At 45.4% G+C, this 21,929-nt stretch carries 25 protein-coding genes and 1 riboswitch; of the genes, 22 read left to right on the forward strand and 3 right to left on the reverse strand.

Translation table 11 applies throughout. The features are described from left to right. The first annotated feature begins 105 nt into the window (after nt 1–105). The 6 genes from RKD52_RS20915 to RKD52_RS20940 all read left to right on the forward strand — a co-directional run bounded on the left by RKD52_RS20915 (nt 106) and on the right by RKD52_RS20940 (nt 4,113). Nucleotides 106–477, forward strand: coding sequence for a GntR family transcriptional regulator (locus RKD52_RS20915; protein ID WP_454101348.1), 372 nt, complete (start codon nt 106–108; stop codon nt 475–477). Continuing rightward, nucleotides 474–1,343 carry an ABC transporter ATP-binding protein gene (locus RKD52_RS20920; RefSeq protein WP_454101349.1) on the forward strand — a complete coding sequence of 290 codons (870 nt, stop codon included), beginning with the start codon at nt 474–476 and terminating at the stop codon, nt 1,341–1,343. Before RKD52_RS20915 ends, RKD52_RS20920 begins: the two co-directional genes overlap by 4 nt. Next, entirely contained in the window at nt 1,340–2,038 is a 699-nt protein-coding gene (locus RKD52_RS20925) for a hypothetical protein (protein ID WP_454101350.1), read from the forward strand. Before RKD52_RS20920 ends, RKD52_RS20925 begins: the two co-directional genes overlap by 4 nt. 131 nt (nt 2,039–2,169) lie before the next feature. Then, nucleotides 2,170–2,769, forward strand: a complete 600-nt coding sequence (locus tag RKD52_RS20930) for a DedA family protein (RefSeq protein WP_454101372.1) — start codon at nt 2,170–2,172, stop codon at nt 2,767–2,769. Between the two features lie 87 nt (nt 2,770–2,856). Beyond that, nucleotides 2,857–3,615: a class I SAM-dependent methyltransferase gene (locus RKD52_RS20935; protein ID WP_454101351.1), complete on the forward strand. Its 759-nt coding sequence runs from the start codon at nt 2,857–2,859 to the stop codon at nt 3,613–3,615. Between the two features lie 117 nt (nt 3,616–3,732). Then, nucleotides 3,733–4,113 (forward strand): hypothetical protein, encoded by a 381-nt coding sequence (locus RKD52_RS20940; protein WP_454101352.1) that lies wholly within the window; start codon nt 3,733–3,735, stop codon nt 4,111–4,113. Nucleotides 4,114–4,564: 451 nt separating this feature from the next. Here RKD52_RS20940 and RKD52_RS20945 read toward each other — a convergent pair whose 3' ends face one another. Both RKD52_RS20945 and RKD52_RS20950 read right to left on the reverse strand, forming a co-directional pair. Next, nucleotides 4,565–5,620 carry an LLM class flavin-dependent oxidoreductase gene (locus RKD52_RS20945; RefSeq protein WP_454101353.1) on the reverse strand — a complete coding sequence of 352 codons (1,056 nt, stop codon included), beginning with the start codon at nt 5,618–5,620 and terminating at the stop codon, nt 4,565–4,567. A gap of 77 nt (nt 5,621–5,697) precedes the next feature. Further along, a riboswitch (SAM riboswitch) is annotated at nt 5,698–5,804 on the reverse strand. 56 nt (nt 5,805–5,860) lie between these two features. Continuing rightward, the gene (locus tag RKD52_RS20950) at nt 5,861–6,181 is read right to left on the reverse strand and encodes a thioredoxin family protein (RefSeq protein WP_029286402.1); all 321 of its coding nucleotides are present in this window, start codon (nt 6,179–6,181) and stop codon (nt 5,861–5,863) included. A gap of 277 nt (nt 6,182–6,458) precedes the next feature. Here RKD52_RS20950 and RKD52_RS20955 point away from each other — a divergent pair, with 277 nt between their 5' ends. From RKD52_RS20955 to RKD52_RS20985, 7 genes are all read left to right on the forward strand, one after another. After that, entirely contained in the window at nt 6,459–7,544 is a 1,086-nt protein-coding gene (locus tag RKD52_RS20955) for a D-alanine--D-alanine ligase (protein ID WP_454101354.1), read from the forward strand. 91 nt (nt 7,545–7,635) lie between these two features. Next, the gene (locus RKD52_RS20960) at nt 7,636–9,003 is read left to right on the forward strand and encodes a UDP-N-acetylmuramoyl-tripeptide--D-alanyl-D-alanine ligase (protein ID WP_454101355.1); all 1,368 of its coding nucleotides are present in this window, start codon (nt 7,636–7,638) and stop codon (nt 9,001–9,003) included. A 316-nt stretch (nt 9,004–9,319) separates the two neighbouring features. Further along, nucleotides 9,320–10,027, forward strand: coding sequence for an alpha/beta hydrolase (locus RKD52_RS20965; protein WP_454101356.1), 708 nt, complete (start codon nt 9,320–9,322; stop codon nt 10,025–10,027). A 153-nt stretch (nt 10,028–10,180) separates the two neighbouring features. Further along, complete coding sequence (gene cshA / locus RKD52_RS20970) at nt 10,181–11,677, forward strand: degradosome RNA helicase CshA (protein ID WP_454101357.1); 1,497 nt, start codon at nt 10,181–10,183, stop codon at nt 11,675–11,677. Nucleotides 11,678–11,789: 112 nt separating this feature from the next. Beyond that, nucleotides 11,790–12,758 (forward strand): UV DNA damage repair endonuclease UvsE, encoded by a 969-nt coding sequence (uvsE, locus tag RKD52_RS20975; protein ID WP_454101358.1) that lies wholly within the window; start codon nt 11,790–11,792, stop codon nt 12,756–12,758. 121 nt (nt 12,759–12,879) lie between these two features. Continuing rightward, nucleotides 12,880–13,359 carry a PH domain-containing protein gene (locus RKD52_RS20980; RefSeq protein WP_454101359.1) on the forward strand — a complete coding sequence of 160 codons (480 nt, stop codon included), beginning with the start codon at nt 12,880–12,882 and terminating at the stop codon, nt 13,357–13,359. Further along, a complete protein-coding gene (locus RKD52_RS20985; RefSeq protein ID WP_454101360.1) occupies nt 13,349–14,791 on the forward strand; it encodes a PH domain-containing protein in 1,443 nt (480 codons plus the stop codon). The genes RKD52_RS20980 and RKD52_RS20985 overlap by 11 nt, the downstream gene beginning before the upstream one ends. A gap of 40 nt (nt 14,792–14,831) precedes the next feature. Here the strand turns inward: RKD52_RS20985 and RKD52_RS20990 are convergent, their stop codons facing one another. Beyond that, complete coding sequence (locus tag RKD52_RS20990) at nt 14,832–15,428, reverse strand: rhomboid family intramembrane serine protease (RefSeq protein WP_454101361.1); 597 nt, start codon at nt 15,426–15,428, stop codon at nt 14,832–14,834. 109 nt (nt 15,429–15,537) lie between these two features. Between RKD52_RS20990 and acpS the strand changes: the two genes are divergently transcribed. The 9 genes from acpS to RKD52_RS21035 all read left to right on the forward strand — a co-directional run bounded on the left by acpS (nt 15,538) and on the right by RKD52_RS21035 (nt 21,910). Beyond that, the gene (gene acpS / locus RKD52_RS20995; RefSeq protein WP_454101373.1) at nt 15,538–15,903 is read left to right on the forward strand and encodes a holo-ACP synthase; all 366 of its coding nucleotides are present in this window, start codon (nt 15,538–15,540) and stop codon (nt 15,901–15,903) included. Between the two features lie 141 nt (nt 15,904–16,044). Next, the gene (locus RKD52_RS21000) at nt 16,045–17,055 is read left to right on the forward strand and encodes a LolA family protein (protein WP_369735927.1); all 1,011 of its coding nucleotides are present in this window, start codon (nt 16,045–16,047) and stop codon (nt 17,053–17,055) included. Nucleotides 17,056–17,184: 129 nt separating this feature from the next. Continuing rightward, entirely contained in the window at nt 17,185–18,366 is a 1,182-nt protein-coding gene (gene alr / locus RKD52_RS21005; protein ID WP_454101362.1) for an alanine racemase, read from the forward strand. A 147-nt stretch (nt 18,367–18,513) separates the two neighbouring features. Continuing rightward, entirely contained in the window at nt 18,514–18,795 is a 282-nt protein-coding gene (locus RKD52_RS21010; RefSeq protein ID WP_029286378.1) for a CopG family ribbon-helix-helix protein, read from the forward strand. A 4-nt stretch (nt 18,796–18,799) separates the two neighbouring features. After that, a complete protein-coding gene (ndoA, locus tag RKD52_RS21015) occupies nt 18,800–19,150 on the forward strand; it encodes a type II toxin-antitoxin system endoribonuclease NdoA (RefSeq protein WP_029286376.1) in 351 nt (116 codons plus the stop codon). 138 nt (nt 19,151–19,288) lie between these two features. Then, nucleotides 19,289–20,125 (forward strand): STAS domain-containing protein, encoded by an 837-nt coding sequence (locus RKD52_RS21020; protein ID WP_454101363.1) that lies wholly within the window; start codon nt 19,289–19,291, stop codon nt 20,123–20,125. After that, nucleotides 20,122–20,487, forward strand: coding sequence for an STAS domain-containing protein (locus RKD52_RS21025; protein ID WP_029286372.1), 366 nt, complete (start codon nt 20,122–20,124; stop codon nt 20,485–20,487). The genes RKD52_RS21020 and RKD52_RS21025 overlap by 4 nt, the downstream gene beginning before the upstream one ends. A 2-nt stretch (nt 20,488–20,489) precedes the next feature. Beyond that, nucleotides 20,490–20,891 carry an anti-sigma regulatory factor gene (locus tag RKD52_RS21030; RefSeq protein ID WP_029286370.1) on the forward strand — a complete coding sequence of 134 codons (402 nt, stop codon included), beginning with the start codon at nt 20,490–20,492 and terminating at the stop codon, nt 20,889–20,891. A gap of 11 nt (nt 20,892–20,902) precedes the next feature. Continuing rightward, nucleotides 20,903–21,910, forward strand: a complete 1,008-nt coding sequence (locus RKD52_RS21035) for a PP2C family protein-serine/threonine phosphatase (protein WP_454101364.1) — start codon at nt 20,903–20,905, stop codon at nt 21,908–21,910. Nucleotides 21,911–21,929: the final 19 nt, after the last annotated feature.

Below are 21,929 nucleotides of genomic sequence, written 5' to 3' on the forward strand. Positions count from 1 at the left end.
TGTTTTTTGAAAAACCTTACAAATGGGATTGACAATGATTACCACCCGGGTATATAGTTAATTACATAAGTAACTAACCAATGAACAAACTGAAAGAGGGGTCATATGAATCCATTTTTAGACACTGACAGGCCGATATTTCAGCAGATTGCAGAACAGATTGAAGACGATATCATCAATGGCTTAGTGCAGGAGGGAGAGAGGGTGCCATCAACAAATGAATTTGCAGCGCACTATCAGATCAACCCTGCAACTGCAGCAAAGGGAATCAACCAGCTGGTTGAAAAAGGCATTCTTTTTAAGAAAAGGGGAATTGGGATGTTTGTAGCAGACGGGGCAAAAAACAAGCTGATTCATCAGCGCAAGGAGCAGTTTTTTGAAGCCTATATCCTCCCGCTGAAATCCGAGGCGCAAAAGCTGAATATCAGTGTGAGCGATTTGAAAGAAATGCTTGAAAAAGGGGGGCGGGAAAAATGAACGTTAGCATTAAGGGATTAACAAAAGAGTATGGAAAAAAGAAAGCACTGGACGCCATGACAATGGAACTTGAAGGGAATAAAATCTACGGCCTGCTTGGACGGAACGGAGCTGGAAAAACTACGCTGATGCAAATCCTTGCAGGGCAGGTCATGCCTGATGGCGGCGAGGTCCTGGTCGGCGGGCAGAAGCCATTTGAAAATCAGAGGATCACAGAGTCGATCTGCCTCATCAATGAAAGCGAAAATTTTAAAAAGGGAATGAAAATTGGCGACATATTCAAATTTGCAGGGTATTTCTACCCGAACTGGAGTCCTGAGACGGCAGAAAGACTCCTTGAAGAATTTTCGCTGGATAAAAAAATGAAGGTTAAATCGCTGTCAAAAGGAATGGAGTCCGCGCTCGGCATCACAGTAGGACTTGCAAGCCGCTCGCCTATTACCATCTTCGATGAACCGTATATCGGCCTTGATGCTGCAGCACGCAGCAGATTTTACGATCTTCTCCTCGAAGAATATGAGATGCAGGAAAGGACATTCATTCTGTCTACACACCTTATTGATGAAGTCAGCAGGCTGCTTGAAGAAGTTCTGATTGTTTCGGAGGGAAAACTGCTGATGCAGAAAAATGCCGATGAACTTCGCGAGGAATCGTTTATCGTAAACGGCCCAAGATCAGATGTATCCGCATTTACAGCAGGAAAGAATGTCATTCACCGGAAAGCATTCGGCAGCATGGAACAGGCAGTGCTGTATGGAGAAAGTAAGTCCGAGGCCCGAAAAGCGGGCTTGAACGTCGAGCATGTTCCTGTCCAGGAACTGATGGTTTATTTGACTGAAAAAACGAAAGGCGGGGTTTCAGCATGATCAGACAATGCCGCGGCATCCTTTTATTTGAGGTTTTGGATATGCGTCACTCACTTGTGATTTTCTGGAGTATACTTGTAGCCTGTATGGGTGTCTCTTTTGGCATCAGTCTTTCAACGGGCAGCAGCATGATCTTCTCAAGCGGAATGGCAGTCTACATTTTCAGCTCGATAGCGGGCTTTCTGACAGTAAAAGAAACCTATCCCTTCAGTGTGAAGATGGGTGCAACGAGACGAAATTATTATGTAACGACAAGCTTGTTTCTTCTGCTTCTTTCTTTGTTCATGGCGGGCGGCCATACACTATTAATCATGCTGCTGGAAAGCATAGGCGGAACTGGTTCAGGCGGCCTCAAACTTTTCTATTTTTCCATGCTTCTTGAAAGTGACGTTCCGTATTTCTTGAATTTCTATACAGATGCAGCCATCTGCTTTTTCCTTCAAACCATATTCTTTGTCCTTGGAAGCATCTTTTACCGCTTCGGGCTGATTGGCGGATACGTAGCCATCGGTCTTGCGGCGGTCCTGTTTATTATACCTGATGTCCGGGATGTTCTAATCGAAACCGTATTCAAGTTTGGGGGTCCTGAAGCAATCGGGTACTACGGGGGTCTGTTTGGAGCCGGAGCACTCTTTTTAGCCGCAGGATGGTTTATTCTCATAAAAGCAGGAGCCAAATCAGTCATAACGAGATAATCAGAAAAAAGCAGACCTTAACGGGTTTGCTTTTTTGTTTTTATGAGATTAGAGCAAGTAAAACAAGCATATATATGTGAGAAAGGCTTGGCCGCACAGGCTGCTGAAATATGAAAAGAAAAGGAGCCATTATGAAGGAGCTACTTTACACATTGCTTGAGATGCTTGCAGATCTTGGATATTACGGGATTGCACTCGGTTTGATGATTGAAATCATTCCGAGTGAAATTGTACTTGGCTACGGAGGATATTTGATCTCGCTCGGACGAGTGGACTTTACTGGTGCTGTCATCGCCGGCGTTGTTGGCGGAACACTAGCCCAGCTGTTTCTTTATTGGATGGGGTATTACGGAGGAAGACCTTTTCTTGAGAGGTTTGGAAAATATCTTTTCATCAGCAGCCATCATCTGGATCTTTCTGAAAAATGGTTTGAAAAATACGGAGCGGGCGTTATTTTCACGGCAAGATTTATCCCTGTTGTGAGGCACGCCATCTCCATTCCTGCCGGGATTGGGAGAATGCCGCTCTGGAGATTCACCGTGTACACGGTGGCAGCCATGATTCCCTGGACCATTTTCTTTTTATATATGGGCATTCAGCTTGGCACGAATTGGACGCAAATTAAAGAAGCCGCAGAGCCGTTTGTGCTACCGATGATTCTCATTATGACGCTTGCAGGCATTGGCTATTACTTAATGAAAAAAAATGAAGCAGGAGAAAAAAGAATGTAAGCGAATTAAACAAACGTTTGATTAAATGTATGTTCAATGCGTTTAGGGCTATTAATAATAATAGAATGCGCGGCAAGGGGGATGTGAATGTTCAGCCAGTACAGCAAGCTAGCAACGGAAGTATACGATTTAGACAAGCCGGTGGGCCATTCCTTTGGTGATCTGGAGTTTTACCGGGAACGTCTTCGTGAAGTGAAGGGGAGAATCCTTGAGCCGGGTGCAGGTTCTGGAAGGGTGTATATTCCTTTGCTTGAGGACGGATTCGCAATCGAGGGCTTGGATACCTCGTTACATATGCTTGATTCATGCAGAAAACGCTGTGAGGAAAGAGGACTTCGTCCAGTGCTCACAGAAGCAAGCATGAGTGAATTTAAGCTTCCCGGCAAATTCGAGGCCATTATTTTGCCTGCGGGCACATTTCTTTTAATTGAGGACAGAAGAGAATCGATCCATGCGCTGAAGAATTTTTATGACCATTTAACAGAGGGCGGCCGACTTATTCTGGATCTTGACCTGCAGCCGGAAAAACAGCTGAATCAAGTGTTTACAAGTACGTGGGAAACGCCCGATCAGTACATCATCACAATGGAGGCAAAGCAGGTTGAGTACAGCGTGCTTGATCAGTATTCCGTCACCTATCTGAAGTATGAAAAGTGGAAAGACGGAAAGCTTTCAGAAACCGAGCTGCAGAGGTTTGCCATGAGATGGTACGGAGTGAAGGAATTTAAGCTGATTCTCGAACGCCTTGGTTTTACGGACATTGTCATTTCGGCGGATTATACATATGGAAAAGCACCGGAGCATGACCGGCAGACGATTACTTTTGAAGCTGTAAAGCCGGAATAATGAAAAGGGAAGAGGGCTGAAGGTTCGGCCCTTTTTTGTGCTGAAAAAGGAATAATCACTTTCCTTATTGAAGATGTGATGCAGGCGTTGAACGATTTGTTAAAAGGATGTGGTCCATTGAAAAAAGCCGTTCTCACTGCTGGTGTCTTTTTAGCTTTGCTTGCGCTTGCTGCTTATGTGAATAAATGGTATTACCCCCCTGTTCCCATAAGCGGAATAACGGCAAAAGAAGCTATTGAAAGACTGAAAAACACGGATCGTAAAATAGTTGAAATTGCTTCTGAAAACGGCCATGTCTGGTACATCACACGCAGTGAAAACAGGGGTGCTTCAATCGCGGATCAAGAAACTAAACGCATGCTTGCCGCCAATGGATGGAAATTAAAACGAAAAGACGGCAGCGGTCTGTTCTTTGAAAAAGACGGTGAAAGATTAATTGCTTCCACTCAAATGTGGACGAAAAAGTATGTACTGGTTAAAGTTCCGGAAAATTGGTGACTTTGTGGTTTTAACTGACAGGTGATTGATTAAAGCTTTTTAGCCAATACAGATAAAATGTGAAAATCCACGTTTAACAGAGTGCTGAACGAAGTTGAGACTTTTGCCTTTATGCCGTTGTCCTTGTTTTCTAAATTTAAATTTAATGCACCAGTGGACTGAAGCGCAAGGGAACGGGTACGATGTGAGATTTAGATTCAGCATAAAAACAGCCTGCGATTAAAAAGAGAGGAGAATGGATTCACGTCTTCTTTAGCTTGAGAAGTATCACATCTCTTTGGTTAGCCATCAAGGAAAGCACTTGACAGTTTCGTCAGGAGGCTCCTGCCCTACCCGTGGTGATGGAGCGCAAAGGAACGGGTACCTTAAGTACGAAATTAAAACAACGCACAAAAAGCGCTTGGCAAATAAGATCCAAGCGTTTTTGTGCGTCTATTTATCTACTGACTTTTCAAAGCGAGAATGTACCTTGTTTCCGTTTCTTTTCCACAAGCGGCATGACCTGTGATGAAAAACGCTCCATTTCTTCGAGCTGCGGCGAGAACTGGAGAAGCAATAAATCAAGTCCTGCCTCTTCATATTCAAGGATCTTGTCAGCGATCTGCTCAGGAGTGCCGATCAAATTTGGACGCAGCCCGCGGTTTGAAACCGAGTAGTCATAAAGCTCAAGCTTTTGTTCAAGCCGGGACTTTGTTGTGAAGTCTTTGTATCCTGCATAGGCGGATGATTCTTTTACATCGGTTATCCGCTTCAGCTCCTGCTGGACTTCTTCTTCGGTATCCCGGCAGATGATATAGGCAGCCATTCCGAACGATTGGAATGGCTCTTTTCCGCGTGCTGCCCGGAGCTGCTTCATGCCGTCAATCTTCGTTTTGATTTCACCAGCCGTTCCCCCGTGCATCACATAGGCATCGCAATGCTCGGCAATCGTTTCTTTTCCGCGCGGGCTTTCTCCTCCCGCATAGAGAATCGGATTAGGCCTTTGCACCGGCTTAGGTGAAAGGCGGGCATTCATCAGGTCATAAAATCTTCCCTGATACGTAAACGTTTCTTTTTCCCAAAGCCCCTTCAGGACTTCAATAAATTCTTCCGTCCGGTCATAGCGTGCGTCGTGTTCTGTAAAAATGCCGCCGTACTGCCGTGCCTCTTCTTCCCACCAGGCAGAAACAACGTTCAGGGTAAACCGTCCATTGCTGATGTGGTCAATGTTTGCTGCCATCTTTGCCGTGACAGCAGGATTGTGGAAGCCGGGTCTGACAGCTGTCATAATTTCAATTTTCTCCGTGACGGCGGCAAGAGCGGCAGCCGTTGTCCAGGCTTCAAGCGAATCATGCTCAGGTCCCTTAATGTCATTTAAGTAAAGCTCGGCGATAAGGGTGGTGTCATAGCCCCACTCCTCTGCTTTTTGGATAACCTTCTGTGCGTAGGCGTAAGTAGGAGGCATATTTTCATCTTCAACATTTCTGAGCCATCCTCCGAAGATCGGCAGCCAAAAACCGTATTTCATTGCGGAATCCCCTCTCTCTGCATAAAAAAGCCCCTCTTGTTAGACAAGAGAGGCTGGTTCTGCTGTGCAAGTTCTAGCTCTCATCTCTCAAACAAACTGTTTGCTGGAATTGGCACGGTTTCTGCTGTCAGATCCGTTGCCGAGGCTTCAAAGGGCCATATCCCTCCACCTCTCTTGATAAGAAACGTATGAAATTAGTTGTATCATAAAATAATTTGATTAGTATGTCAATTCTAAAAATCAGCCCAGCTTCTCCTGAAGGAACTCCGTCACCTGGTCAGGAGTCTTTGCGTTCGCGCTGTGAAGATGCCCGAGCTTCTCGCCGTTTTTAAAAATCAGGATACTTGGAATCCCCATAACCTGGTATTTTTCTGCGATTTCAGGGAATTCATCTTTATTGATTTCATACCACTCATATGAGGAATAAGATTCCATAATTTCGCCGATAAACATGTTCATTCTTGTGCAGTCAGGGCACCAGTCTGCGAAAAATTTGATTAGCACCTCTTGATCTTGGGTAATTAATGTTTGGAACTGCTCTTCTGATGTAATTGGTTTCATGAATCAGACCTCCTTGCCCTTATTTTAATACAAAACAGGTGGTTTGCATGCAGGAAATGCCTGATGGGTGAAAAAAGTGCGGAGTAATTGCCGGTAAAAAACAGGATAAAGGCAAACGTTCTTACATCCGCCTGCCTTACTGAAATTGGAAACGTCTTTAAAGGACGCAAATCGTGCCTTTGCCCGAATGTTATAAAGAAATCCATGATGGGCTATAACAATTTGGGCCGAAAGTGATAATATAGTAGAGATGAACTTTTCTTAGGGGGATATCCGCATGAAAATTAAAGTTGGATTATTATATGGAGGCAAGTCCGCAGAGCATCAGGTTTCCCTGCAGACTGCACTTGCTGTTATAAAAGCACTTGATACGAATAAATTTGATATACATCCGATCTACATTTCCGAAAGAGGCGAATGGTTCCGCGGACCGCAGCTTACGGAGCCGGCTGCTTCACCTGCTGACCTTCAGTTCAGCCAAAACGGCACAGCGGTTTCTCCGGTTGCGCTGAATCAGGATCTTTTCCCTGCAAAAGCGGATGAAACGAACGAACAAATTGATGTGGTATTCCCGCTTCTTCACGGACCGAACGGTGAAGACGGCACTGTTCAGGGCATGCTTGAGCTTCTGAACCTTCCGTATGTCGGAAACGGTGTGCTTGCGTCTGCAGCAGGCATGGATAAAGTGATTATGAAAAACTTGTTTGCCCAGGCAGGACTTGAGCAGGCAAACTATGTTTCCTACATTAAAAGCGAGTGGAAAAAGGCGCCTGAAGAAGCTTATGATAAAGTGGAGCAGGAGCTTGGGTACCCTTGCTTTGTTAAGCCTGCCAATCTGGGCTCAAGTGTCGGCATCAGCAAATGCAAAGACCGTGCGTCACTTGAAAAAGCATTCGCAGAAGCATTTGATTATGACCGTAAAATCATTATTGAAGAAGGCATCATCGGACGCGAGATTGAAATCGGCGTCATCGGAAATGATGAGCCGATCTGTTCAGTTGTCGGTGAAGTTGCTCCTAAAAAAGAATTCTATGATTATAAAGCGAAATACGAAGACGGCGACACGGACATGATGATTCCTGCACAGGTTACGGAAGAGGAATATGCCCTGATTAAAGAGCTTGCCATTAAGTCCTTTAAGGCAATCGACGGATCAGGACTTGTACGCGCAGACTTTTTCCTGACAGAAGACGGAAGAGCGCTGATCAACGAAGTGAACACAATGCCGGGCTTCACGCCATACAGCATGTTCCCGCTTCTTTGGAAGCATACAGGCGTTGAGTACCCTGAGCTTATCGGACGTCTTGTCGAGCTTGCTCTTGAGCGCCACGAAGGCAAGCAGCAAATTAAGCACACGTTTTAAGGAAAGCCTGGAAACACTATTCGTAAAAGAATAGTGTTTCTTATTCATTATGCAGAAGGCAGCTTACATATAAGAAGGGAGATTATAGATCATGATTAAACGTTCATTGCGCGACATTCAGACAATGGCGGGCGGATCAGGCCTTGCGCCACAGCATGAAAACACCATAATTCATGGCATTACAACGGATTCCAGAAAGATTGAGGCAGGTACACTGTTTGTACCGATAGCAGGCGAAAACTTCGACGGCCATCATTTCGCCGAAAAGGCTCTTGCTGACGGAGCGGCGGCCACTCTTTGGAACCGTTCAAAACCGAACCCTCCTTCAGGTGCTGTCATTCTGGTTGAAGACACATTGGAAGCTCTTCAAACCCTCGCAAGCAGCTACCTTGACCAGCTGAACCTGAAAGTTGTAGGCGTGACAGGAAGCAATGGAAAGACAACCACGAAAGATATGGTGGCAGCTTTACTTTCAACAACGTTCCGTGTCCACAAAACGCAGGGGAATTTCAACAATCATATCGGCATGCCGCTTACAATTCTCAGCATGACGGAAGATACAGAGGTAGCCGTGCTTGAAATGGGCATGAGCAACTTCGGGGAAATCGAACTTCTTTCGAATCTTGCCAAGCCGGATGCTGCGATCATTACCAACATCGGGGAATCCCACATGATGAATCTCGGGTCAAGAGAGGGAATTGCAAAAGCCAAGCTTGAAATTGTCAGCGGTCTTAAACCTGAAGGTGTTCTGATTTACGACGGGGAAGAGCCTCTGCTTAAAGAGCGTATTGGGGACGCTTCATATAAGAAGATTTCATTCGGAGCATCTGCTGAAAACACGTATTCTCCCGAGGGAATCAGACACACAGAAAAAGGCACGTTTTTTACCATTCGCGGCCGCGGGGAAGAACTGTTCCTGCCTGTGCTTGGAAAGCATAATGTCGGCAATGCGCTCGCTGCCATTGCAGCAGCTGAATTCCTTGGCGTGACAGAGGAAAAGATCAGCGAAGGGCTGAAGAATATTCAAATGACGGGCATGCGCCTGGAATTGACGAAAACAGAAGGCGGTCTTGCTGTCATCAATGATGCCTATAATGCAAGCCCGACATCCATGAAAGCTGCCATCAGGCTTGCAGGCGATATGGACGGATACAGCCGGAAAATTCTTGTTCTTGGAGATATTCTTGAGCTGGGGGATAACATGCAGGTTCAATTTCACCGTGAGGTTGGCGAAACAATCGATGCAGCCGAAACGCAGCATCTTTTCACATACGGAAAGCTCGGGGCAGAAATAGCCGAAGGTGCAAGGAAGAACCTCGATGGCGGAGTGATTCACGTTTATCAGGATAAGCAGGAGCTTATTAAAGACCTTAAGCAAACGGCTAAAGCGGGAGACCTTGTTCTTGTAAAAGCCTCGCGCGGAATGAAGCTTGAAGAGGTTGTTCAAGCTCTTCTCTAGAAATGAAATAAAGCAGCCGGTCCTTCTTTTGATCTGTCAGAGAAACACGAAAAGAAAGAGGGAAGGACCTTGGTCCATGACGTTCAGAAAATAAATGGAGAGATAACGAGTACGACAAGTCCGACCCCGATGGAATACGGTGTAAGCTCACTTACAACTTCATATGCACTGTTTTTTAATGCGGTCATGATGAACGCTCCTTTTTGTTTTGAAATATAGTAACCCAGGGTACTTTTTATATACCCGGGTTCTTTTTTTTCAATCCTCTTATTTTTAAAACCCGGTATAAAAATATGTTCATTCGGGAGAGAGTGATATGAAAGGATGCCTTTGTATACACGGATTTACTGGAGCTCCTTATGAAGTGGAGCCTCTCGTCAGCTACCTGCAGGAACGGACGGACTGGGTGCTGAAGTCGCCGACGCTTCCGGGCCACGGTGAAACGCCGAGCCTGAAGGGGATTGAATTCAGCGAATGGATTGCGCATGCTGAAAATGAGCTCAGGGATTTGCTTGAAGAATGTTCCGAGGTCTATATCATAGGCTTTTCAATGGGCGGCTTGATCGCAGCGTATTTGGCCTCGAGGTATCCGGTTGAAAAGCTTGTGCTTCTCAGCGCAGCTGCGCATTACTTAAATCCGCGCCAGATGCTTCTTGATGTGAAAGGGCTGATTGCAGATGCCATCAGGGGGGAAGGCGCAAACAATGAACTTTTTATCAGATACAGAAAAAAAGTGATGGAAACGCCGATTGCTGCAGCTCTGCAATTCAGGAAGCTTGTGAGGTATATCCGACCATTATTGGAGAAAATAACTATACCTGTACTGATTGTACAGGGAGAATGTGACGGAATTGTGCCTGTCAAAAGCGCTGTTTATATTTATGAAAAAATCCGTTCAAGGCAGAAGGAGCTTTGCTTTATGCCGTGTTCGAAGCATCTGATCTGCCATGGGGAAGAGTTTCCGGAGGTCGCAGAACTTATAGAAAATTTCTTAACGGCGCAGACTAAGACAAGTGTGAAATAATACGCCTTGTTGTAAAAGTATATAAAAAGTGATATGATTGAATTTAAGTGTTTACGGGCTTTTATAAGCTAACGTTTTGCCCGATGGGGCGTTTTTTGTTTCACCATACATGAAAGTCTGTGAAGCTATAAGGATTAAAAGGAGTAGAACAAATTGACAATTACGTTTCAAGAACTAGGTATCAGCCCATTATTAATGGACGCCATTAACCGCATGGGGTTTGAAGAAGCTACACCAATTCAGGCACAAACGATTCCGCTTGGGCTTCAAAATAAAGATGTAATCGGCCAGGCGCAAACAGGTACAGGGAAAACAGCTGCATTCGGTATTCCTCTTATCGAAAAGATCGACGTTAAACAAGATAAGATTCAGGGAATCATCATTGCACCGACCCGCGAACTTGCTATCCAGGTATCAGAAGAGCTTTACAAAATCGGTTCATCAAAACGCGTACGTGTACTTCCGATCTACGGTGGACAGGACATTAACCGCCAGATCCGCTCTTTGAAGAAATTCCCTCACATCATCGTTGGAACTCCAGGCCGTCTTATTGACCATATTAACCGTAAAACATTGAAATTATCTGATGTTCAGACTGTTGTTATGGACGAAGCGGACGAAATGCTGAACATGGGATTCATCGAAGACATTGAGAACATTCTTTCAAATGTGCCATCAGAGCACCAAACTTTGCTTTTCTCAGCTACAATGCCTGATCCGATCAGACGCATTGCTGAAAAGTTCATGACGAACCCTGAGATCGTAAAAGTAAAAGCGAAAGAAATGACTGTTACAAACATTCAGCAATTCTTCATCGAAGTACAGGAGAAGAAAAAGTTTGATGTGCTTACACGTCTTCTTGACATCCAGTCACCTGAACTTGCGATTGTTTTCGGACGCACAAAGCGCAGAGTAGATGAGCTTTCTGAAGCATTAATGCTAAGAGGCTATGCTGCTGAAGGAATTCACGGCGACCTTACTCAAGCTAAGCGTATGTCTGCATTGCGCAAATTCAAAGAAGGTGCGATTGAAGTTCTTGTAGCAACAGACGTTGCTGCTCGCGGACTTGACATCTCTGGTGTCACTCACGTTTACAACTTCGATGTTCCTCAAGATCCTGAAAGCTATGTACACCGTATCGGCCGTACTGGACGTGCAGGTAAAACAGGTGCTGCGATGACATTCGTAACGCCAAGAGAACAGGATATGCTGAAGATCATCGAGCGCACAACGAAGCGCAAAATGGACCGCATGAAGGCTCCTACTCTTGATGAGGCTCTTGAAGGCCAGCAATCCGTATCTGTTGATAAAATCCGTCAGGCAATCGCTGACGACAACTTATCATTCTACAAGCGCACAGCTGAAGCTTTGCTTGAAGAATTTGATCAAGTTTCTGTTCTTGCAGCAGCGATCAAGCTTATGACGAAAGAGCCGAACCAGACTCCGGTTAACCTGACAGAAGAATCTCCGCTTTACAAGCGCGGAGGCGGCAAACGTTCATCATCTTCTTCAAGCAACCGCAGCGGCGGCAGAAGAGACGGCCAGCGTCCTTACAACAAGAACAACAAACGTTCTTACGGACAGCAAGGCGGAAAGCCAAGCACTAACAGCGGCAAACGCCGTTATTCAAACTCTTCATCATCTAACTAATACAAGTCAAAACGCACTGTGCTCCTTGCACAGTGCGTTTTTTGCATGCGAAAAAGTAATCGCATCCGGAAATGGGAACCCTAAACCAAAACAGGGAAAGAAGGTGTTCTTTTTGACCATTGTCCGGCTTGGCTATGTAGCCATGAGTGTGAATTTAACTAATTGCTCCCCGTCGCAAACAATGACGTTCGCTCAATTTCAGCGACTGCAGGACAGAGAAGCGGCCATAGAAAAGCTGGCCAGAATTTCTGCCTCAAATCTTGCTAATTGCCTAAGAATACTCAAGCATAATACGGGTAATGACATTCGTTTTTTTAGATTCAGCTCAAAGCTGATTCCGCTGGCCAATCACCCTGAAGTGAAGGATTTTCACTATCTGCGGGACTTGAAAGAGCCGCTTAAGGAGCTTGGTGACTGGATTCGAAAAACAGGGATGAGGGTCGATTTTCACCCTGATCATTTTGTTCTTCTTAATTCGCCTAAACCTGAAATTATGAATACTTCACTCAGAACCCTGAGTATGCATGAAGTTCTCCTGAGAGGAATGGGTGTTCCGCATGAACATAGGTGCGTCATTCACGTGGGAGGTGCATACAGCAACAAGGATAAAGCGCTCGAGCAGTTCATTCATAACTGGGGGTATGTGCCTGTAAAGCTTCAGGAAATGCTGATGCTTGAAAACGATGATACCGTTTTTACTCTGCAGGATGCATTGTATTTATGCGAAAAGCTTGCCATTCCTCTGGTGTTTGACTATCACCACCACCTCGCAAATCATGAGAAGGATTCAGACTGGAGGAGTCACTGGGACAGGGTGACAGCGAGCTGGGAGCATTCGCCTCTCCCGGTTAAAATGCATATTTCAAGCCCCCGCAGCGATAGTGAGTTCAATGCCCATGCAGAGTACGTGGACCCTGAACTGTTCATGGCGTTCTTGTCAGAAATCAAAGGGAGCGTACCGCAGATTGATTGTATGATCGAAGCGAAGAAGAAGGATGACGCCCTTTTTGCATTGATGGAAAAGATGTGCGCCTATCCGAATGTGGAAAAAATAGACGGAGCTTCTTTTTATCTCCGATAGAGCTGTTCCTGTTCAAGTTCCCCGCATCCCGCTATAATAAATATGGAATCATTTAGAAATAAGTGAAACATATCTTTTTCAAAAACGTATAAAAAGAGAGATTTATTTAGGGGGAACACAGATGAGAGACGCACCTAAGCACAGGATCAGCGAACGGGCTTTAAAAGTATGGAAGCTTTCTGCCCTTATTCAGTCAATCATATTTCTGGCAGCAGCCGGGGGACTTGCCTATGCGGTTTACGCATTTGATTTTCCAATCTGGATCACCATGGCTGCATTCGGACTTTGGCTGGTGTTTTCGGTTGTTTTTATTTTTATCACTCCGAAAATTCAGCACCGTACATGGCGGTATGAAGTGCATGAGAACGAAATTGATATTCAGTCCGGGCTGTTTATTATTTCACGCGTAATTGTACCGATGGTAAGAGTGCAGCACGTGAACACAAAGCAGGGACCTCTGCTCAGAAAGCATGACCTTGCAACTGTGACGGTGAGCACGGCGGCAACCGTCCATGAAATACCCGCACTTGATGTGGCGGAGGCGGACCAGCTCCGCGACTTCATCTCAAAGCTTGCGAGGGTGACAGAAGATGATGTCTGAACCGAAAAGACTGCATCCCGCAGCAGCCATTCTGACATTCTTTAAACAGCTGAAAGACGGTTTGTTTCCGTTTGTTGTTCTGTTCTTTGTGAATGACTATAAGCTTTATTTCTTTATCGGCCTTGCCGTCGTTCTGTCAGTCATGGTCATATTCAGCATCATCAGCTGGACGAAATACACCTACAGATTTGAAGAGAATGAGCTTCGAATTGAATACGGTCTTTTTGTGAAAAAGAAAAAATACATACCGGTTGAACGGATTCAGTCCATCAACGAAAGTGCCGGCATTGTCCAGCAGCTGTTCGGCCTTGTTAAACTCCAGCTCGAGACAGCAGGGGGAGGGATTGAGGCGGAGGCTGTGCTGACTGCCGTGACACGTAAAGAAGCACGCCGCATAAATGAGGCTCTGGCAGAGCGAAAAAAAGAAGTTCCAGCTGAAGAAGAGGCTGAAAAACCGGTTGAAGAGCCGGGTTCTGTCTATAAAATCGGGATGAAAGAGCTCCTTGTGGCAGCTTCAACCTCAAGCGGCATTGGTGTTGTGCTCTCAGCCGCTTTTGCATTCATCTCCCAGTTCGACGAGCTGATTCCGTTTGATAAGCTGATAAACCGCGTGTCATTTTTAACAGATGCCAGCATCACGGTTTACGCCATTATCGTATTTCTCGCTTTTTTTATCGCCTGGGTCCTGAGTATTATCGGAGTGTGCCTGAAGTTTGCGAACTTTACAGTCGTTAAAAAAGATGAGGATCTCATCATATCCAGAGGTTTATTTGAAAAGCACCAGCTTACAATCCCGCTTGAGCGGATACAGGCTGTGAAAATCAGCGAAAATCCAATCAGGGAGCCGCTTGGCTACGCTACTGTCCATCTTTTGAGTGCAGGGGGCAGCCTAAGCAATCAAAACATGTCAGCCGTCTTATTTCCGCTGATCAAAAAAGCGAAAATTGCAGAGATGTTAAAGGAGTTTGCGCCTGACTATACAATGGAGGAACAGCTGACTCCTCTGTCTAAAAGAGCGAAGAGGGGCTATCTTCTTATCTATACCATCCCCTTCGTCATTCTCTCCTGCATCATCGGCTATTTCTTCGAGCCCTGGGGCTATCTCGCCTTTTTAACCATTCCTGCCGCATTGGCAGCAGGCCTTGCTGCGTTTCGAGCCGGCGGCTGGAATACAAGAGGAGATCAGCTCACGCTTGTTTCCCGGGCCGTGGTCAAAACCACTTATTTGGCTAAAAGAAAGAGAATCCAGGTCCTGGAATGCAAACAGTCGTATTTTCAAAAGCGGCTTGAGCTTGCTTCCCTGCAGGCGTCCGCTACCTCAGGATTCGGCGGCACTCATTTTCACGTGAAAGGCGTGGATCTGAAGGATGCCGGGGAAATGTTTGAATGGTATTCTTATGAAAAAAGCGCAAGAAAAGACGCCGTCCTTTAATGGGACGGCGTCTTGCTGTAAACGGATAAAACGGATGCAGCTAACGCCCCGGCCTCTTCAAAAAAAGAGGGGCAATCAGGGCGCCGCCTACTGCACCGAAAATATGGGCAATAATGTTAATGTTCGTATTGATGAAGGTCATCACAATACCAATAGCTAAAATTGTGATGATCAGCTGTGAGTTTGACGAATCGATCAGGTCTTTCCGGAAGACAACGATGTACAGGTAGATGCCGAAAAGGCCGAAAATGGCGCCCGATGCACCAACATGGGTATAGCTTAAGTCTTCAATGACAAAATAGGTTGCAAGGTTTGCGATAATTCCTGTTGCCAGGTAGGCAGAAAGAAACCTTCCTTTTCCAAGCATGCGCTCAAGAGCAGGCGCGAAGAGAATGATGGACACACTGTTAAACAGAATGTGGGCAAAATTTGCGTGCAGGAAGATCGGCGTAATCAGCCGCCACCATTCGCCATTGGCAACGCCTCCGTTGTATCCTACAATAGAGGCAAAGAAGAACGTAATATCAGGGAGCGGTATTAAAAACAGCAGCCAGAGCAGCACCTGGATACAGACAATGGCTGTTACAACAGGATAGAGACGAATGAACGTCCTGAAATCTTCAGATCTTGTAAACATAGAACATGTCTCCTATTCTATAGGCTTCTTCTATATTACCACGGTTATGAGCTCAGACGGCATATTAGTACACGGCGGCAAACACATTAGAAAGAAAGAAGGCGGTTTAATGATCAAAGGAATCGGCCTTGATATTGCGGAAATAGACCGGATCGGAAAAATGATTCTCAGGCAGCCGAAGTTTATTGACAGGATCCTGACAGACCGGGAAAAGGATGCCTATCATTCTTACTCCGGCACAAGAAAAACAGAGTACGCAGCGGGAAGATTTGCTGCCAAAGAAGCATTTTCAAAAGCGATGGGCACCGGCATCGGCGGGGCACTCAGCTTTCAGGATATTGAAATTATAAGAGATGAATTTGGCAGACCAATGATTGTAAAGCCTGATATGAAAGGATTTTCCGTGCACCTGTCCATTACCCACACAAGGGAGTATGCGGCAGCTCAAGTAATAATTGAAAGCTCGTCAAGCTAGTCTGCATATTCACGCCCTGACCCTCATATATTTGTACAGCGGTAGGAGAGACAAGTCGTTTGATCGAACCGTGCCGGAGCACGGTGCTTTCAAGGAGCGTTTCTTCCTTTTTACGTCATATGAGACAAAGGGGCTGAATAGGTGAAAAAGCACTTTTTATTGCTGGTGGTGGGAATCATTGCCGTCCTGATGCTTGCAGCGTGCGGCGAGAAATCCAAAACGGATGTTGTGGAGAATCTGGACAAAAAGGTAGAAGAGCTGTCGGGGTATAAAGCAAAGGCGCAGATGACCCTGCAGACAGGTAGCGAGCCTCAGATCTACGAGGTGGAAATCTGGCATAAACAGCCGTCCTTCTACAGAGTGAATCTGAAAAACGCAGAAAAAGACCAAAGCCAGATGATTTTAAGAAACAATGAAGGCGTGTTTGTGTTAACGCCCGCTCTGAAGAAAAGCTTCCGCTTCCAAAGCGAATGGCCGCAGAACAGCAGTCAGGCATACTTGTTTGAATCACTCGTAAAAGACATCAAGAGTGATGCAGACTCAATCTTCAAGTCAACGAAAAATGAGTATGTGTTTGAAACAAAAACCAATTACCAGAACAGCCAGATGCTTCCTCTCCAGGAAATTACCTTTAACAAAAAGGACCTGAAGCCGTCGGTTGTAAAAGTGATGGATACAGACAGAAACCCTCTGGTTGTCGTTGAATTTACGGATTTTGACTTTGGTGCGAAGTTCGATAAAAATTCATTCGACATGGAGAAGAATATGTCATTTGCGAGTGTAGATGTTGAGACGTCTGCAGCTGTTGACTCTAAACCATTCTCGGTGAAATATCCGCTTGAGGAAATTGAAGGCGCGAAGCTGACCGAGGAAAAAGAAATGACAACAGAAAACGGCAAGCGGGTCGTACAAACGTATGACGGAGAAAAATCGTACACGTTTATCCAGGAAAAAGCCGTTGCGGCAACTGTCGCTACTTCTTCCTCAGTAAACGGCGAGCCGGTGGACCTTGGAGTTGCGGTTGGAGCGCTCACAGAACAGTCGCTGACTTGGACGTACGACGGAGTGGAATACATGATTGCTTCAAAGGATCTCTCTCAGGAAGAAATGATCCGGGTCGCACAATCAGTTCAGGGGCAGGCAATCAAGTAAAAAATCGGATGGCGTGTGAGCCATCCGATTTTTTTATGGAGAAAACAAATCCCTTTTTTGATTTGACAACGAGCCATAAAACCTCTCATAATCAGCAATAGATAAAGACAATCACGAGGAAGTGTAGACATGGAAATGGCTTTTTACAGAGATACCTGGGCGGAGATTGATCTGGATGCCGTCATGAGCAATGTCCGAAACATGAAAGCACATATAGGAGAGGGCAAGAAGCTGATTGCTGTTGTGAAAGCGAATGCTTACGGCCACGGCGATGCAGAAGTGGCGAAAGCTGCACTTGAAGCAGGAGCGGACATGCTTGCGGTAGCATTTCTGGATGAAGCCATTGCCCTTCGCGATGCCGGATTCCAAACGGAAATACTTGTAATGGGGGCATCCCGTCCCTCAGATGTGCAGCTTGCAGCCGACATGAACATCATCCTTACAGCACCTTCTTTCGAGTGGCTGGAGGATGCAGGCCGCAATATTCAAACCGGGACATTAGCCGTTCATGTAAAGCTCGATACCGGCATGGGACGCCTTGGGATCCGCACAGAAGAGGAACTTCACAAGGTTTTTTCTTTTTCAGAAGGAAAACAGTGCTTGAACATAGAAGGTGTTTTTACCCATTTTGCTACAGCGGATGAACTTGATACTGCCTATTTTGATGAGCAATACAAGACTTTTGAGGTGCTGGCAAAAGTAGCCGCATCCTATGGGGATGTGATGATTCACTGCGGCAACAGCGCAACGGGCCTGAGATTTCCGGATAAGCTTGTCCATGCAGTCAGACTTGGGATCTCGATGTACGGTCTAAGCCCTTCAAGTGAAATGAAACCTCTGCTTCCATACCAACTAAAAGAAGCGTTTTCCCTTCATTCAAAGCTAGTTCATGTGAAAAAGATAAATAAAGGCGACAAAATCAGCTACGGAGCAACCTACACGGCAGAGGAAGATGAATGGATCGGCACGATTCCCATCGGATATGCAGATGGCTGGGTCCGCCGCCTGAGGGATTCCGACGTGCTTGTGGACGGAGAAAGAGTGCCAATTGTTGGAAGGATCTGCATGGATCAATGCATGATCAAGCTGCCTTCGCAAAAAGAAATTGGAACGAAAATTACGCTTATCGGCAGTCAGAATGATGAGATGATACCGGTGGATGAAGTAGCGGAAAAACTCGGGACCATCAACTATGAAGTCACTTGTACAATAACTTCGCGCGTTCCCCGTATGTTTTTGAGAAATAAGAGTATAATTGAAATGAGAAACTCTCTATTGGACGGAAGAAAAAAGGGTAAGGCCGGTTTTTAAAAGGGGTCTCATTGTATAAAAGAGCCAAAGCGCTAAAGACAGCAGGACGGAATAATTAGAAAATAACTTTGCTTCTTGCATTGATAGTGTTATTATTGTATGTGGAATGGAATAATAGGTGTGTAAGTTTGGTGGAGGTGTATGTTTGTGTCTGAATCCAGCGCAACAACAGAAATCTTAATTCGACTGCCGCAAGCATTGGTCTCGGAGTTAGACGGTCTTGTGAAACAGGAAAATGGGAATCGGAGCGAGTTAATTTATCAAGCAACGAAAATGTATATCCGCGAACGCAAAAAGCGTCAGATTCGCGAGTCTATGAGACGCGGTTACATGGAAATGGCCAAGATTAACTTAAACATTGCTTCCGAAGCTTTTCAGGCTGAATCAGAGGCTGACCACACCGTTGAACGCTTAGTAAGCGGGGGTTAATCCTTTGATTGTCAAACGCGGCGACGTTTATTTTGCTGATTTATCACCTGTTGTCGGCTCTGAGCAAGGCGGGGTCCGTCCGGTACTGATCATTCAGAATGATATCGGAAACAGGTTCAGTCCTACGGTCATCATAGCAGCCATCACTGCTCAAATTCAGAAAGCAAAGCTTCCAACCCATGTGGAAATTGATTCAAAGCGATATGGATTTGAACGTGACTCTGTTATCCTGCTGGAACAGATCCGAACGATTGATAAACAGAGATTGACTGATAAGATTACACACTTAGATGATGAAATGATGGATAAAGTGGACGAAGCTTTGCAAATAAGCTTGGGACTCATTGATTTTTAACGGATAAAAAGGTTCTTTTTAAGGAAGTTGCTGCCAGAAAGCAACTTTTTTTTATTTTATTGACATAAATCGGTATAATGTAAGGTGGAATACTTGTTACCTTTTTTGCCCATTTACTAAGAGGGGGATCACGGACACATGACAGAAAAGTCCAATCAATTATTTGAATATGTAATGGCTCATCAGAATGAGATTCTAAAAGAATGGAAAGACCGTCTGAAAGAGCTTGGGGACCAAAAGTACTCCAGTCTTCTGTCAGACCATGCTTATGATAATGCGTGCAATGAATACCTTCAGATTTTAATCAGCCATATGCACAGTCCGGGAACCGACTTTTCAGAAAGAGTGTCTGACTTTGCGCATAAAGCAGTTCAGCTCGGCTGGAGCCTGAAATTTATTTCAGAAGGCTTGAAACAGCTGTCCCTCATTCTTTTCACGAGACTGACAGAAGACTTGTCTGAAGAGGAAAAAATGCAGATTGTATGGGAGTTTGACAGACTGCTGTCCCCAATTAACAATGAACTGATTCATCAATATGCCGCTTCATGGGAAAGAACGGTATCCCTGCAGAAGATTGCGCTGCAGGAACTGTCTGCTCCGCTGATTCCTGTCTTTGAAAACATTACAATTATGCCGCTTGTTGGTACAATTGATACAGAACGTGCAAAACAGATTATGGAAAACCTGCTCACAGGCGTTGTCAAACACCGCGCCCAGGTTGTGCTGATCGACATTACCGGTGTGCCGGTGGTCGACACAATGGTGGCGCATCACATCATTCAGGCTTCTGAAGCTGTGCGTCTTGTAGGGGCTAAATGCCTTCTGGTCGGCTTAAGACCGGAAATTGCCCAGACGATCGTAAACCTTGGCATCGATCTAAGCCAGGTTATTACTAAAAACAGCCTTCAAAAGGGAATGGAAGCCGCTCTTGAAATGACCAAAAAACAAATTGTTGAAATGGGGGATCCGGAATGAGAACTCCACGAATTCCTATACTAAAGCTTCATAATTGCCTGCTTGTATCCATTCAGTGGGAGCTTGATGATCAGACAGCCCTGCAGTTTCAGGAAGATCTGCTTCACAAGATTCATGAAACAGGAGCAAGCGGCGTTGTTATAGACCTTACTTCTGTGGATGTAATCGATTCGTTCATTGCCAAGGTGCTTGGTGATGTGATCGGCATGTCGAAGCTTATGGGAGCAAAGGTGGTTTTAACAGGCATACAGCCTGCTGTTGCCATTACACTTATCGAACTTGGAATCCATCTGGCAGATGTACAGACCGCGCTGGATCTTGAAAAAGGGCTTGAAACTCTACAACAGGAGCTGGGGGAATAAGCATGGATAACCAATCCTGTGTAAAAATCATTACGGAGTGGGACATTGTGGCTGCCCGCCAGCTTGGCCGCAATGTTGCTAAAGAGCTCGGGTTTGGTACGGTCGACCAAGCGAGGATTACGACAGCTATCTCCGAACTTGCACGTAATATATATTTGTATGCTGGACAAGGCCAGATTTGCATTGAGCAAATTTCCGAATTCAGCAAAAAAGGATTGAAAATAATAGCCATTGATAACGGGCCTGGTATACCGGATGTGCGAAAAGTAATGGAAGACGGCTTTTCAACTTCCGGAGGACTTGGAGCCGGTTTGCCTGGAGTTAAACGCCTGATGGATGAGTTTAGTATCGATACCGTCTTAGGAGAGGGAACGGATATCCAAGCTGTTAAATGGCTTCGCTAGGAGGAAGCTGAATGGATTTTAAGGATGTCATTGAGTCAAAATATCAGGAACTGCTCAGCCATTACCTGAATGAATTGACTGAAACGGCTTTGTATCAGGGACAGAAGTTCAGCAGAAAAGCAATTGCTGAGCAAATCCCCCCTGAGGAGATCATCAGTCTTCACCGGAAGGTTCTTCAGGATCTTTTTCCTGATGTTGACCAGGAGGTGCTGAACTCGCTTGATTTTCTGCTTGAGGTCATGATGGGATACGGTCTTGCCTATCAGGAGCATCAAAGCCTCAGGGACAAGCAGCAGGAGATCAAGTCGGAAATTCAGGTCGCTGTAAACGTGCAGCAGATGCTTCTCGAAACATCTGTGCCGAATGTTCCGGGTCTTGATATAGGCGCAATAAGCGTTCCGGCAAAGCATATGAACGGAGATTACTACCACTTTGTCTATGACGAGGAAACAGTCAGCATCGCTATAGCAGATGTCATTGGCAAAGGGATTCCGGCTGCGCTTTGCATGTCGATGATCAAATATGCGATGGACAGTCTGCCTGAATCGCGGAAATCTCCAAGCAGAGTGCTTGAGAATTTAAACAGGGTTGTCGAGCATAACGTGGACCCAAGCATGTTCATCACGATGTTTTACGGAATGTTTGATACCAAAACGAACGAATTTATATACGGTTCTGCAGGTCATGAGCCTGGATTTTACTACAGTGCAACAGAAGATTCTTTTTCGGACATGCAGACTAAAGGGCTTGTCCTTGGAATTGATTCATCCGTTAAATATAAGGAGTACAGGAAAGTGATCGAAAAGGGCGACATGGTTGTGCTTCTTTCCGACGGAGTGACTGAATCAAAATCCGGAGATGAATTTGTAGAACGCTGCTTTATTACAGATCTTATAAATAAATACAGTCATTTAAAGGCTCAGGAGATTGTGGATCATATCTACAGAGATTTTCTTCAGATGCAGGATTTTGAACTGCACGATGATTTTACTCTCCTCATTTTAAAGCGTGAGGTTTAATCCTTTTTTACACGGGGTA

This window comes from Metabacillus sp. SLBN-84 (assembly GCF_053629595.1).